The sequence below is a fragment of the Bradyrhizobium hipponense genome (genome assembly GCF_008123965.1).
In the GTDB taxonomy this organism is placed as follows: Bacteria; Pseudomonadota; Alphaproteobacteria; order Rhizobiales; family Xanthobacteraceae; genus Bradyrhizobium; species Bradyrhizobium hipponense.
Map to the genome: position 1 here is coordinate 15,804 of NZ_VSTH01000091.1, position 14,299 is coordinate 30,102.

Annotated in this window: 5 protein-coding genes; 1 reads left to right on the forward strand and 4 read right to left on the reverse strand. The window is 60.6% G+C overall.

The window, feature by feature from the left end:
• Window positions 1-258: 258 nt before the first annotated feature.
• The 4 genes from FXV83_RS25775 to FXV83_RS25790 are packed head-to-tail and all read right to left on the reverse strand — an operon-like array spanning window position 259 to window position 10,383.
• Complete coding sequence (locus FXV83_RS25775) at window positions 259-1,611, reverse strand: hypothetical protein (protein ID WP_148742423.1); 1,353 nt, start codon at window positions 1,609-1,611, stop codon at window positions 259-261.
• Window positions 1,608-7,871: an AAA domain-containing protein gene (locus FXV83_RS25780; RefSeq protein ID WP_148742424.1), complete on the reverse strand. Its 6,264-nt coding sequence runs from the start codon at window positions 7,869-7,871 to the stop codon at window positions 1,608-1,610. The genes FXV83_RS25775 and FXV83_RS25780 overlap by 4 nt, the downstream gene beginning before the upstream one ends.
• Window positions 7,868-8,536: a 4Fe-4S single cluster domain-containing protein gene (locus FXV83_RS25785; RefSeq protein WP_148742425.1), complete on the reverse strand. Its 669-nt coding sequence runs from the start codon at window positions 8,534-8,536 to the stop codon at window positions 7,868-7,870. Before FXV83_RS25785 ends, FXV83_RS25780 begins: the two co-directional genes overlap by 4 nt.
• A 2-nt stretch (window positions 8,537-8,538) precedes the next feature.
• The gene (locus FXV83_RS25790; RefSeq protein ID WP_488226263.1) at window positions 8,539-10,383 is read right to left on the reverse strand and encodes an AAA family ATPase; all 1,845 of its coding nucleotides are present in this window, start codon (window positions 10,381-10,383) and stop codon (window positions 8,539-8,541) included.
• Between the two features lie 121 nt (window positions 10,384-10,504).
• Here FXV83_RS25790 and FXV83_RS25795 point away from each other — a divergent pair, with 121 nt between their 5' ends.
• Entirely contained in the window at window positions 10,505-13,903 is a 3,399-nt protein-coding gene (locus tag FXV83_RS25795) for a TM0106 family RecB-like putative nuclease (protein ID WP_148742427.1), read from the forward strand.
• Window positions 13,904-14,299 lie beyond the last annotated feature (396 nt).

Here is a 14,299-nt window from a genome sequence, read left to right on the forward strand (position 1 = left end):
AATATTGTCATCCGGGACTCGGGAGCTGAGTTTGCCGCAGTGGCGCGCTCACGTTTGACCGAAGTCGCCACGGCCGCATGGGACGGCACTCCGCAAGGGCTCAACCGCCTCGTGTCCATCCTTCAGCTCTTGGGCCAGTACCGCCAAAATGGGCCTGGCCAATAGGAGGGATGCGGTCACCCAAAGCTGCGACTTTCGTGAGCGCGCTCTACCCGATCACGGTGCGGATTACGGTAAGGGAAAGCGCAATGTTGACCACTATTGACGCGTCCGCTGGCGTGCAATCTCGACGGCGTCATCCGCCGGAAGTGCAGCGAGATCGGCTACCACCTTGAGAGGATACTGTCCCACCGGGCGGGCACTTTCGATGGAAACGTTTCCTCCTGCTTTCGCGACGAGCGACTGCAGGCGTTCGAATTCGCCGCACCAAATCGTTTCCATGTCCTTATCTCGTCCAGCGTCACGTGGATCGGCAGGATTTCCAAGCCCGACGGCTCTCACCTGCATAACGTCGGTTTGCGCCCCGCCCGATAGCTCAACCCCGTACCCGGGATTAGCCGGCTTTCGGAGAACGATGCGACCGCCCGAGACCCAGGCCGTCATCATCCCCTCGGAGACCTCATAACCGAGGCTCGCGAGCCCCTCCAAGACTGCGCGCCGTCGTTCTTCCGCAGCCATTGAGCGGACTTCGGCCTCGATCAGGAAATCGGCGCGCTTGACGAGTTCCTGGTCGTTGGAGCCGGACTTCGCAAGGGCCTGCTCGATCTCGACACGCAGCGTGGCCGCTTCGGCCGATTTCATCTCCGACAGTTCGGCATGCCGCTCAGAAAGATCCCGTTCGATGCGTGCGCGCTCGCGTCGGGCCTTGATCGCAGAACTGAGATCGAGGAGCAGGCTGTCTGCAACAAGAGCTTGTCGGGTGCGCGGCTCGGTCTCGAGAGCTGTGATCCGGGCGGAAAAAGGACTAGGATCGATTCCGAGGCCGGCAAGTTCGCCGAGGAGCTTGTCCACCTTGAGAAGCGCCTGGTCCTCGCTTGCGTCGGTTTGCTGCGAAGTCCACTCTTCGAGAGTGATACGACGTTCGCCGGCACCCAGCCGGTCGGCGAGCTCCCGCTGGCGCTCGGTGACGGCTTCCGAGCTGCCCATTGGTTGAAGCAGCATCAACCCCTTGCTGATCGCCTGGTTGAGGCTCCCGACGGACGCCGCCGGGGTCGAAAGCTCACGTCGAAGGTCGACCGGAATTTCGATACGGGAAGTTTCAAATCTTGCGAGTAGTGTCTGGGCGGCGGATTTGGCACGTCTTAAATCGCCCTTGCGTCTCGCTGCAGACTCTGCAGCCTTTTCCGCACGTCGCTCGGTATCGGCGTTCAGATATGAGATCTCGGATACGACATGCTTTTGAAGGTCCGTGAATCTGTCCGCGTCGAGCATACGGCGGATTTCGTCGCGTCGAGCGATAACCCGATCGATATCGGACTGATCGATCGTCCCGTTGCGCTCGCAGGTCGAAGTCCAAATTTCGATGGTCGCGTCCAGACGCGCCAGGTTGCGGCGGCAGATTGAGATGATTTCTGCCCGGGTTACTATCCGGAAGGCTTTCGGACCACTCATTGGTATCCTCCTCCATTAAACAGGGCGTTTTCGACGGCTTCCTTGAGGCGCTGACGCTCTTCATCCCCGGAATGGGTCCACGCGTAGGACGAGACCCGGTGAATGAACGGGACCGCTCCATTCAGAACCTTCGGGCGCCAGACCTCGCGCGCTCGGGCTCTTTGGAGCAACAGGTGCCGCGGAGCGTCGCACTCTACACCTATCGCATACAGACCCGTCCGAGGATCGGTGATCGCGAAGTCGAGACTGAACGCGCCACCGTCGCGCGCCTTGGCCGGCTTCCATCCGCTGGTCTCCAGGAATTTCTCGACGGATTTCGTGAAGCCATCGTCTACGTGGCTTTCATATTCGTGATCCGCGCGCTTTTCCGTTACAAGGCGTTCGAGCAAGGTCCTACCCGAATCCGCTGATCCTTCCGAAACGGTTCGAGCATATTCGAGGTAACCCTGCAGATAGTCACGCGGTACGCGCGGTCCGCCGCGCCGGGTCAGGAGGTCGGAAATTTCGGATACCGGCATGGACGTGACGATCACAACCTTTTCCCTTGCCCTGGTCACGGCCACGTTCAAGCGCCGCTCGCCGCCGGCATGACCGAGTGCACCGAAGCTCTTGCGGAAGACGCCATGCTCATTGCGTCCGAAAGTGGTGGAGAACACGATGACGTCGCGTTCGTCGCCCTGAACGTTCTCCACGTTCTTGACGAAGAAGCCCATATCCTCGCCGCCTTCGACGCGCTCGCGCTCCCGCATCAAGGCATCGCGAAACGCTTCGTCGTTTTCGGCGCGCTCTTCCAACGCGTCCTCGATTGCGTCCGCCTGCTTGCGATTGAATGTCACGACACCGACTGATGGCGGAGAAGCGTCCTCCCAGAGGCCGCTGAGATACTCCACCACATCGGAGGCTTCCTTGGGATTGGTCTGGCTCTTGTAGATGCCGTCCGAGCGGAGAACCTCGATAGGCTTGATCCTCCGGATCGTTTCGTCCGGGTGGCGAACCGGAACGCTGAGTCCGTTCGCGTAGAACGAAGCGTTCGAAAACGAGATGAGCTCGCGGTATTTCGAACGATAGTGGACCTGCAGGGTCCGGCTTTGGAGAGCGGAGCGCGCAAGCTGGAGCAGATCGGGACAATCCTTGATCTCCCGCCGATTCCACGTTTCCGCGAAGGCTTCGCGCTCCTCTTCGGTCGCTTCCTCTTCCGGCTCCTCGCCATCGAAGATCGCCGCTTCGTCGTTCTCGACCTTGCTCGCGAAGAATGTCGTGGGCGGCATCTGCTTCTCGTCGCCGCTCACGATCACGATCTTGCTTCGGAATAGCGATGGCAACGCGTATTCCACCGGCATCTGGGAGGCTTCGTCGAAAATGACGGTATCGAACGTGCCTGGACGCGCCTGCAACACGCGGCTCGCGATGTCGGGCGTCATCAGCCAAACCGGTCGTAGCGCGAAAAGGCCAAGCGGAGCGGCCTTCTCGATGAACTCTCGAAGTCGCAACGCCCTCGGTCCGCGAAGTCGAGTGATCGGTTCCCACTCTCGCGTCGGGTGGACGCGGCTGACATCGATGCCATGGATCAGGAGCTCCCTGTTGCAATCCCTGATCTGCGCGTCGGCTTCGGCAAGCGACGTCACCTTCGCTTCGACCGCTCCGCTATCGAGGAGTACCTCCGGATTGGCGGCTTCCATCGCGCTCTTCCAGGCCAGCCGCGCCTCCCGCCCGATGGTTGCCCGGATGCAAGAATCAAGATCACCGGTACCGATCAGCGAGAGTTCAGCTTCCTTCGAGCGAAGAGTGCGGAAGATAGCGCGTTCCTTGTCGCCGAGACGAACGGAGCGGAGCCGAAATTCCTGGTATGGCAAAAGCATGGGTAACGCTTGGAGTATTTCGGCGAGGGCGGCCTCGTTGGACCGGCCGCCGTCGATCGTCGAGCGTCGCGATTCGATCCAAGCCGCGTCAACATATCGGGCGAGATCATCCAGCGCCGCATGGCTTTGCTGCCGGACATCCTGCCTTCGGAGAGCGCGATCCACTCGCCCGAAGAACTCGTCGATCCCTTCGACCTTGCCGGTCATGGCTGCCCGGTCGAGCTCAGCCCGGTTAGGGCAATCGTCGATGACGGTCACGAGGTTGTGGACGACCGCAAGTATCGAATGCAGGTTCCTGGAAAATTCGGCGAGTTTGCCGGGAGCAACGTCGTGATCGGGAGCCTTGCCGAAAAGCGCGGTGAGATATCCCGCCAACTGCATTCTCAGCGGCCTGAGCACCAACTCCAGTTCGGCCCCGCGATGGAAAGACGAGATGGCTCGGTCGTCGTTGGCAAAACTCATGGTCGTCAGCAGAGCGCGAAGACGACGTTTTCGAAGCCAACGCATGGGATTGATCATTGCCAATCCCTTCGCCGGCTGGAGTACCGCTGCCGCCAACTCCGAAGCGGATCTCAGCTCGTCGTCGTGGACTCCCACCAGCTTCTGGACCTGATCTGGCTGATGAGCCGATGGATCAAGCGAAGCGAGGCGTTCCTCAAGCCAAACGAGGCCGGCAAGCATGTTCGTGCCCTTGGACCCGCTGCCCTCGGGACTTCTAAACATGGGAAGCCAGCGTCCGAGATTGGCGCAAAGGCCCTCGCTGATCGAGCGAAGCTGCTCGGCCGTCCGAAGCCATTGTCTGAAGGAGTCGAAATCTGAAATCCTCAACGAGTCTGCGGTCTCCGCTTCCGCGTTCCCGCGTCCTGCTTCCAAGTCCGAGAAGGCACGAAGGGATGTACCGAACTCCTCCGCCGCTCCGCGGTCCGGGTTGAAGACCTTGAGAGAGGATAGGGGATTGCCCTCGAACTTGGCCGGAAGCCAATATCTCGCAAGCGGTCCACAATTCTCCTCGACCGTCGCGATGTCTGACGGATGCAAATCCGATAGTAGCGAGCGAAGCGCCGGCGCATCGATCGGCTTCGGCTCGTTTTCCTCGATGGCCAGGAGTTCGCCGAGCAATGACCGATAGGTCAATCCCGTCCGATTTTCGACTTCGTGCAAGGCGGCCTGTTGACGATCGAGTTCCGCTTCGAGCACGTCGATGCGAGCCGCCAATCGTTCGCGATCGCGTTTCCAGGCGGGCGAGCCGCCCGCGGGACGACTATGCAGGGCTTCGACTTGGGAACGGATCGAGCCGACGATGGCCTCGCGGTCTCGCGTGGCATCCGTGATCATGACGAACCGGTCAGCAAGTCGCTCTCTTTCGAGGCGCTTCCTGACGACGTCAATTGCCGGTTGCTTCTGGCAAATCACAAGCAGCGATTTGCCTCTGCCGATCGCGTCCGCCACCATGTTGACGATGGTTTGGCTTTTGCCCGTCCCCGGTGGCCCCTCAATGACGAGGCCTGGTGCCTGTCGAGCTTCGATCACCGCCGCCTCCTGGGAGGGATCGCTGTCGGCCGTGAAGTAGCGATCGATCTCCCGCACCGGGGCCGGCGTCGGCGGCGCCGACCTCTGATCCGTGAGACGGAGTGCTGCCTCGAGCGCGGTCGCCGTGGGCGGCATTCCTCTCAAGAGCTGGAGATCCTTCATGACCGCCTGCCCCATAAAAGCGAGATGGAACAGCACGGCTGCTGGCACGATTTGTCGTTCGTGCGAGCCGACTTTCACGTCCTTACCGGGTAGCGGTGCCAACTCGCTTCCCGTAGGCGTGGCGAGCTGGCTGAACGCGTCCATCACATCCTGAGTCGTAAGACTGCCACGGGTGAGCAGCTCGTCCGCCGCTTCCTGCCATCGTCTTGCTTCGGGAATTCCCACCATGCCTTCGAGGGCTGGGTTGACGACGACGTGTTCCGCTTCCGTCTCGGCGTTCTTTTCGCGTCCGTACCCGATCGTGACGTGACCGCGGTTTCCGACCTCGGGCGACACGCTGACCGGCCAGAGCAGGACGGGCGCGATCCTCGGCTTCGTGTTCGGCTTCCCGTCCCGCATGAGGAGGAACGGAAATCCCATATATAGACCGTCGATCCCGGTATCTCGCTTGTAGAGCAGTGCATGGGAATGGAGAGATCGCAGTCTGCGTTCCAGGCCTTCGTTCTCGGAAAACGCGGCAGGATCGATGTTCACTGCTCGGCCGGCCCTTGCCAAAAGAAGGCTGAGGATCTCCGATCCCGGCAGTCGCGCCGTATTCAACTCGGTCAGATCTATCCGCGCGGTCTTGCCGATGAGCATCCGCGTCAGCGGTCCGCGCAGTACGCCGCCTGATATTCTTTTCGCGAAGAAATCAAGAATGGTCGAAACGTAGCCTTGCTTGGGAAGCGGCTTCCACGTGTCCTTCGGAACCGAGAGAAGTGCGAGAGCCCGACCGATCGGCATGCGTCGGTCAAGACGAAATTCGTCGGCCCATTCATCGACCGTCGAAATCCCGCACCTGGCGAAATTTTGTATACGCTCGTCGACGGCCTGGTAGATTTCACGACGAGGGCGCGCAAGTCTCGCCGCAGCCTCCTCCTTCGAAAAGGCGCTCAAGCCTGCCGATGAAGCCTGCTTGGCCGCTTCCTCGATCACCTCCTCCACCGAGCGGAATTGGCTCGGCGATGCGCTGAGAAGAATTATCAGGTCCTCTTCGGCCGACTGTCGCCGCTCCACCAGCGAAACGATACCTGCATGGTCGCTGTCGGGAAGCAGCCTCCGCTTTTCCTCCCACAGAGCCGACAAACGGGCCATCGACGTCGAGAGGAGGTGCACGCGAAGCAGGTCTTCCTCGACTTCGATATCGAGTTGTTCCAGGCGCTTTCGCACGGTCTCTGCGCGCAGTTTCAGCCGCCAAAGCAGATCGTCCGCATCGACCTTTCGAAGAAGATCTGGAGCCGGGCCCGTGATGAGGCTGAAGCCGTCGTCGGGATGGTCGAGCAGCCAGCCGGGGGTAACGATGTTTCCCCGGACGATCAAAGGCATCGACGGGTTCAGCGTCTTCAACGAGATCGATAGCTTCAGATCTTCGTTCAGTTCCTCGACCCTTGCGAACTGTCGCAGCGCCGCGGGCACTTTGGCATCGAAGCCCGCCTCCGTGGCCCAGGTCGCCACCGCTCCTCGCAGAAGAAGGCCTCTTGCCTCATCCCAGTTGGATGCTTCGGCAGCGGCAAGTGCGAACGAGCCGGCCGACCTGTACTGCTTGCCGCCGAGCGTGATGGGCGCCCGCCCCTCTGCCTCGCCGGCTTTCTGCCCTGCAGGCGCCGACACTGCTTCGCCCGCAAGCCAGGCCTGAACTTCCTTCCATTGCCACCGCTGACGGCGATCACTTGCGAGAAGGCCCCGAAGAAGCAGGTCCATGGAAGGATCCAGATTCTCCGGCAGCGGCACGCCGTTGGTCAGCACGTGGATCAGGAAGGCCTGCTCGTTGATGCCTTCGAAGCAGGCTCCTGCGGTGATCCGCTCCAGCAGGATCATCCCTAGGCTCCACCAGTCCGAGGCCGCCGCTACGCCGCCCGCAATCGCTTCAGGCGCCATGTATCGGGTCGTTTCAAGCGGAGAGGCGATGTCGAGATCGAATTCCGAAAGACGTGCAGAGCCGAAGCTGCCGATAGCGAGGTCGAGCGGACCCCGGGAGCGGACGAAAATGGTGGAGGGACGGAGGTCCCTGTGGCGCAGGCCCGCCTCGGTCAACGAATGTACGGCTCGGGCAAGTTCGCTGATGAAGCTCTCCAGCGCCGTCCGATCGCCGATGTCCAGCGATAGATCCGCGATGGTGCCGCCTGGGAATTCCTCGACGACCTCATAAGCGCGCTCGCACCATCGACCGGTCGCGATTATTTCGGCGACGTGATCGCGCGGAAGTTTTCGCAGCAGATCGTAGATCGCTCCGTCCGGTTCGGACGCGGTCGCATATAGCGTAAGTACTCCGCGACGTCCGCTGGCGTCCTGCACGGCAGTGTAACGTTCGCGAACGCTACTCGACGACTTGATCCTGTCGAGAAGACGCCAGCCGTCGATGATGGTCTCGGCCGGCGATGGCTCGGGATCCGGTTGGGGTCCCGGTTCGGGCAGCGGTACGGGTGGCGCAGATTCGTCGAGAATTTCTCCGCAGGTGCTGCAGATGAGGTCGCCCGGCGAGTTGGCGTGCTCGTTGCGACAAGTCGGATTGGATGGCGTCGGTGCCGGAGGGACAGGTTGCGGCTGGCCAGGGGGCGTGGGATCGATCGATGACAGGTCCCATCCGCAATTGTGACCGTCGACCGTGCCTTCGCAAAAAAACTCGGTGACGGGACGCTCGGTATCGCAATTCGAGCAAAGTCTAATCATGCCGGGCGAGCCAGCTTGGAGGAAATTCGCTTGTCTTCGGAAGTGTCGAGTGTCGATCCATTGCTTTCGAGTAATTCCTGCAGTCTGCGAAAATCATTGCGCGCGGGTATACCGGTAAACCAGACGTCGCCGTTTTCGTCGAACATGACATCGACGGACCGATCCCGCTCATCGGCCAGGCGCTCGAAGCTGGCGAACCGGGCGCGGCCTTTTTCCGTGATGAAGTGAAGTTCCTGATTGTCGCTTCCTCGCAGGGCAAGTGTCTGCTTTTCCTCGAAGTTGAAAGGCCCCGTAACGAGGGCATCGATCGTACCAGGGGACGTGCCAGCCATGTCGCGGATGTGCGCCCACGGATATCCGGTGAAGACGAGTATGTCGGCCTCGGTCTTAGACCTAATTCGTGCCGTTAGTTCCAACAGAGCGTCGGGTTGGTCGAAAGGCTCGCCTCCTGAGATGGTGATGCCGTCGGCCTTAGAGATCCACGGAATGATGGAATTGGCGACTTCTTCGACCGTCGTGTTTCCCCGTCCTTCCACCCAGGTGTCCATGGAAATGCAGCCCGGACAACGGATGGAGCAACCCTGAAACCAAATGCCGAGCCTTCGTCCGGGGCCTAAAGTCGTCACGGGAAAATGGATACGCGATACGGAGATGCGAACCGTCATCTCTAGGGCTCGCTTTCGAGACGAAGCGTCGACGATGCCCCGGTTTGAACTTCCAAGACCCGAAATCGGCTTCCTGCTGCTGCGCCGCTATCGAACAGACCGCGCGAAAGCGGGTTGATGAGATGGGCTTCGACCTGATTGCGTATGCCGCGTCCGCCGTTCGAAAGATCTGCCAGGCATAGACCTCGCAGCGTCGCGCGGGCCTGCTCCGACAGTGTCACGTCGTAGCCTAGCGATTTGACGTCGTTCAGCAGGTTGTCCACCATCTGATCGAAGATCTCGTTGGCGACATCGCCGCGAATGAAATCGAAGACGATCACGTTCTCGCCGATGCGATTCAGGATTTCCGGACGGTTGAGCACTTGCTTGAAGTGCTTTTCGATCTCGGCGCGAACCTTCCGCTTGACCGCATCGAACGTCTCCTCGGGCGTCACGTTCGCGATCCGCTCGCCCGTGGGGCCGGGGGTGTAGATACCGAGATTGGAGGTGAAGACGATGAAAGCTTCGGAGAAGTAGACGCGATCCCCTCGTCCCGAGGTGAGAACGCCGTCGTCCAGGATCTGAAGGAATTTATCGAGGATTCGCGGGTGTGCCTTCTCGATCTCGTCGAAAAGGACGACGCTAAATGGCTTTTCCCGGATGGCGTTGGTGAGCTCGCCGCCGACGTCGTAGCCGACGTAGCCGGGTGGGGCACCGATCAATCGCTGATCGGAATGCTCGGCGCTGAACTCGGACATGTCGAAGCGGATGTATGCGCTGTCGTCGCCAAAGAGCAGGCTAGTAATGGTCTTCGCGAGTTCCGTCTTCCCGACCCCGGTGGGGCCGGCGAGGAAAGCGACGCCCCTCGGTCGGCCTCCCCTCGGCGATTGCCCGATGCCGGTGACGGCGCGTTTCACGATGTCGAGCATGTGAGTGACGGCGTGCGCCTGCCCCTTCACGCGGCGCCTTACGAACTCGTCCGCCGAGCTGATCTTGTCGTGGCTTATTTTGCGCCACGGGTCTTCGGTGACACCGACCTTGAACCGCCGAACCGCATCGGAAATGCGATCGAACGAGACGTTTTCGCTTCGGGAGAGCTGTGCGATCGCGCTGAGGTCGAGAAGCAGGAGTCCTTCGGTCTCGTCGACGAATCCATTGGTCGATTTCTCCAGGTCGGCCGGCGCGGCATTTTGAGCGCCGGGAAGTCCCCGCATCAACGAACTGATCATAGTCCGCCTGGCCAGGTGGTCGGGCCGACCGATCGGTATGTGCCGAATACGTGGATTGCCGATCAGGAACCAGTCGGGAAGGTCTCCTTCCTTGTCCACGATCCAGATCACCGTGTTGAAAAATGGCTGACGACGATCGCCGGCCGGGCGCGCGCGCGCAGAGTGGGAAAGGATCAATGCGCGCGAAAATAGCTGATGTTCGGCGGGAGAGAGGGCCTCGCTGCGAGTGATCAAGCGCGACGCGAAGTCGATGATGAGGGCCGAGGGCGGGCCGTCGGATGGAACATGCCGTTCAAGGGTCGAGGCCAACAGATCGATACCGCCGGCAGCGGTTCCGTTTGCGGGCGACAGCCCAAGATGCGTCAGAAAGCTATCGTCGGACGGTTCGAGAGCTCTAAAGCCGTTCAAAAGCTCGAAGCTCGCGATCCGGCCATAGCCGGCGTCCCTCAGTGCGTCCGGCAGCGCTCTGGTCAGGGATACGGATGTGATCTGGCCAGGCGCGGCCTCATGGATCTGGAGATCCTTGGTATTGCCCGACAGAACGAACTGGCTTCGCAAGGGCAGAAACCGGAGCAAATCGCGCAGCCATCTCGCCTTCTCGACCGTACCAGCCCCCACCAGCTCAACCCCCGTCCACACTCTTTGCGCGACTATAGTAGATTATTCACCTCTTTCGAGCCCGATCGCCTAGGAAAATGGCATAATGGGCGCACGCTAGACAGCCGAGTAGGGTCGCCGGCGAACGGCATTGTGGTGGGGAATGCAGAACGTCGGTGGGAATTTGTACCTGAGTTCGGCCGATCTGGTCGGGCACCTGAACTGTACGTATTTGACGGAACTCGACCTCAAGGTGGCCAAGGGCGAGCTTCAGAAGCCCAAGGTCTGGGACCCGGTTCTCGAGACCCTTGCCGAGCGCGGTGCCGCGCACGAACGAGCCTTCATCGATCACCTGAAGACGCTCGGCATGACCGTGACGGTGATCGATGGAGTAGGGCTGGATCCCAACTCCATTTCGGCGACCTTGGAGGCCATGACCCGCGGCGATGCGGTCATCGTTCAAGGAGCATTGCAATCGGGGACGTGGAACGGCCGGGCCGACGTGCTCCGCCGCGTGGAAACGCCAAGTCGGTTCGGCGCCTGGTCGTACGAAGTTACCGATACGAAGCTCTCGCGCGAAACGAAGGGGAATACGGTTCTGCAGATATCGCTGTATTCGGACATGCTTTCCGCGATGCAGGGTGTCGAGCCGACTGCGGCCCACGTCGTAATCCCGGGTACGAATTTTAAGCCGGAAACCTACCGTATCGCCGACTACTCAGCCTACTACCGGCATGTAAGATCTAGCCTCGAAACGGCGATCACCAACGGCGCCGGCGCCGCCTATCCCGAACCCATCGAACATTGCGACATTTGCCGGTGGCGCCGCGATTGCGACGATCGAAGGCGGCGGGACGACCACCTGTCGCTGGTCGCCGGTATCAGCAAGTCGCAGATCGGAGAATTGACCAGACGCGGAGTCGGCAGCACGGCCTCGCTCGCCGCCATGCCCATCCCCCTGGAATGGAGGCCGGAACGCGGAGCTGCCAAAAGCTACGAAAAGGTACGCGAGCAGGCGAGAATTCAGGTCGAAGGCAGAACGAGCGGCTCGATGAAGTACGAGGCGCTACCGCCGATCGCTGGCTTCGGCCTGTCACGGCTTCCCGCGCCGTCTCAAGGCGACATCTTCTTCGATTTCGAGGGTGATCCTTTCGTTGGGGAAGGTGGCTTGGAATTCCTGTTCGGCTACTCCTTCCTCGATCATGAAGGGAAGCCGAAGTACGTGGGTGACTGGGCCTCGGACCGGCAGGAAGAGCGTGCCGCCTTCGAGCGTTTCGTCGACTTCGTGACCGAGCGCCTCAAGTCCTACCCCGATCTGCACATCTACCATTTCGCGCCGTACGAACCGGCCACCATGAAGCGCCTGATGGGCCGTTACGCCTCGCGCGAGAATGAGGTCGACAACCTTCTGCGAGCCGAGATCTTCGTCGATCTGTTCGCCGTCGTTCGCCACGGGATTCGCGCCAGCGTGGAGAGCTATTCGATCAAGAAGCTGGAGCCCTTGTACTCGTTTACCCGCAGCGTTCCGCTGGAAGACGTCGGGGCGGTCATGGCCAGGATTCAGGCGCGCCTCGAAATGGGAGATGCCGCCGGCGTTCCCGATGCGGACAAGGACACGATCCGCGGTTACAACAAGGATGACTGCGACTCGACGGCCGCGCTGCGGGAATGGCTCGAAGCGCTGCGCGCCAGTCTCATTGCCAGCGGCGAAGTGATCGAACGGCCCGTTCCAAAGCCCGCGGAAGTCAGCGAAAAACGCGGCGATTGGCAGAAGAGGGTGGCAGTGCTCGTCGGTCGGCTTACGGAAGGCATTCCGGACGACGTCGCCGAACGGACGGTCGAGCAGCAGGCCCGCTGGCTGCTGGCCTTCATGCTGGACTTTCACGGCCGGGAGAAGAAGGCCGTTTGGTGGGAATATTTCCGGCTACGCGATCTTTCCGCCGACGACCTCCTCCACGAACGCGCCGGTCTCTCTGGGCTTACGTTCAAAGAAGCAGCCGGTGGCACCGCAAAGGTGCCTGTTCATAGGTACAGCTTCGTCCTTCAAGATACCGATCTTCGGCCCGACAGCGAGCTCAGGAGCGTCGGCGGCCAGAAGTTCGGTAGCGTCATCGCCATCTCGCATGAAGATCGGACCATCGACATCAAGAAGCGAGGAGACACCTCGGAATTCCATCCGGAAGCCGTCTTCGCTCACAAATCGGTGGATCGCGACGAACGTCCCGAGGCTCTTTTCCGGCTGGGACAGTACGTGGCGGAAAACGGAATTGAAGGAGCCGGCGAGCACCGCGCCGCGCGCGATCTTCTCCTATTGGCCGCGCCGCGGCTGCAAGGAGCGAGCCTGCAGGTCGTGGGCGAGGATAGTTTGAAGACCGCCACCCAGGTTGCGCTCGCGTTGGACCAGAGCGTCTATCCGGTTCAAGGGCCGCCGGGCGCCGGGAAGACATTCACGGGCGCCCGCATGATCTGCGCTCTTGTGCGCGCAGGAAAGCGAGTTGGGATAACCGCCAATAGTCACAAGGTCATTCGGAATCTTCTCGACGAGGTCGTCGAAGCTGCTGGTGAAGAAGGTCTTCCGATCCGCTGCGTCCAGAAGGTCGATGAGAAGCATCAAGAAGACGATCTCGACAGCTTGAATTTCGTCAAGAAGAACGAGCATGCTCTCGACGCGTTGCGGACGAACTGTTCCGTCGGCGGAGGGACATCGTATTTCTGGGCCCGGCCGGACGCAAGCCTGAGCGTCGACGTGCTGTTCATCGATGAAGCCGCGCAGATGGCCCTCGCGAACGTGCTGGCCGTCGCACAAGCTGCGCACAGCGTCGTCCTGCTGGGAGACCCTCGTCAATTGGAGCAGCCGATTCAAGGAAGCCATCCGGATGGCGTCGGTGTTTCGGCCCTGGACCATGTCCTCGGCTATCATGCCACCATTCCGGCCGATCGGGGTCTGTTTCTCGCCGAGACGTGGCGGCTTCATCCGCTCATCTGTGCTTTCAATTCCGAACTGTTCTATGAAGGTCGTCTGAAGTCTCGGCCGGGACTTGAGCGGCAGGAAATCAGGACCAAGTCCGGACTCAACGGTTCTGGCCTTCGCTACCTTCCGGTCCAGCACGACGGAAATCAGAGTTCGTCGCCGGAAGAAGCCGATGCGATCCGCGACCTAATTGCGGACATCCTGGGATCCGGCACGACCTGGGTCGATCGAAAAGGTAGTGAGTCCCCGATTTCGCTCGACGATGTCCTCATCATCGCACCGTGCAATGCGCAAGTCTTCGAGCTTCAGGAGCGACTTCCCGGCGCTCGCATCGGCACGGTGGACAAATTTCAGGGGCAGGAGGCGCCAATCGTCATCTATTCCATGGCGACCTCAAGTCATGCGGATGCCCCGAGGGGAATGGAGTTTCTGTACAGCGCCAATCGGCTGAACGTCGCTGTTTCGCGAGCAAAGTGCATTTGCATAGTGGTCGCTTCGCCGCGTTTGTTTGAGGCCGAGTGCCGGACCCCTCGTCAAATGCAACTAGCTAATGCCTTTTGTCGATACGCCGAGATGGCCTCGGCATTCTAGGGGGCGTCGCTGGACTTCGTAGATGCGTCCATCATCAAGTCGAAACCGGTTTCAGGTTCGAACAGAAAATTGATCGAACGCCGTTAGGATTTAGAACGCGGCCCGATCCCGCAGATGGATTTCGGTAATGATTTTTAGCAAGTAATTTTGACAGATATGCGAGATGAGACTTAAACTTCTTTCAAATGGCTTCACCTCAGTGCGAGACATTTAGCCCGACGTATCGTCTTCAAACTGCAGGCCGAGCACAGCGGTTTACTTCTTCCGCTAGATCACGAGCACGTCGACGACGAAGCCTGCAGACGTCGGCACCGGAACGGCGTCGGCACCAACATGACGGCGTCCTAGCCCTTGCGGATAGATGCGGTGCGAGCAGGGGAGAGTAGGGAGAGTAGG

Coding starts and splice junctions, on each gene's coding strand:
- FXV83_RS25775 (WP_148742423.1), bottom strand. CDS start 1,611: ATGAGTGGTCCGAAAGCCTTCCGGATAGTAACCCGGGCAGAAATCATC.
- FXV83_RS25780 (WP_148742424.1), bottom strand. CDS start 7,871: ATGATTAGACTTTGCTCGAATTGCGATACCGAGCGTCCCGTCACCGAG.
- FXV83_RS25785 (WP_148742425.1), bottom strand. CDS start 8,536: ATGACGGTTCGCATCTCCGTATCGCGTATCCATTTTCCCGTGACGACT.
- FXV83_RS25795 (WP_148742427.1), top strand. CDS start 10,505: ATGCAGAACGTCGGTGGGAATTTGTACCTGAGTTCGGCCGATCTGGTC.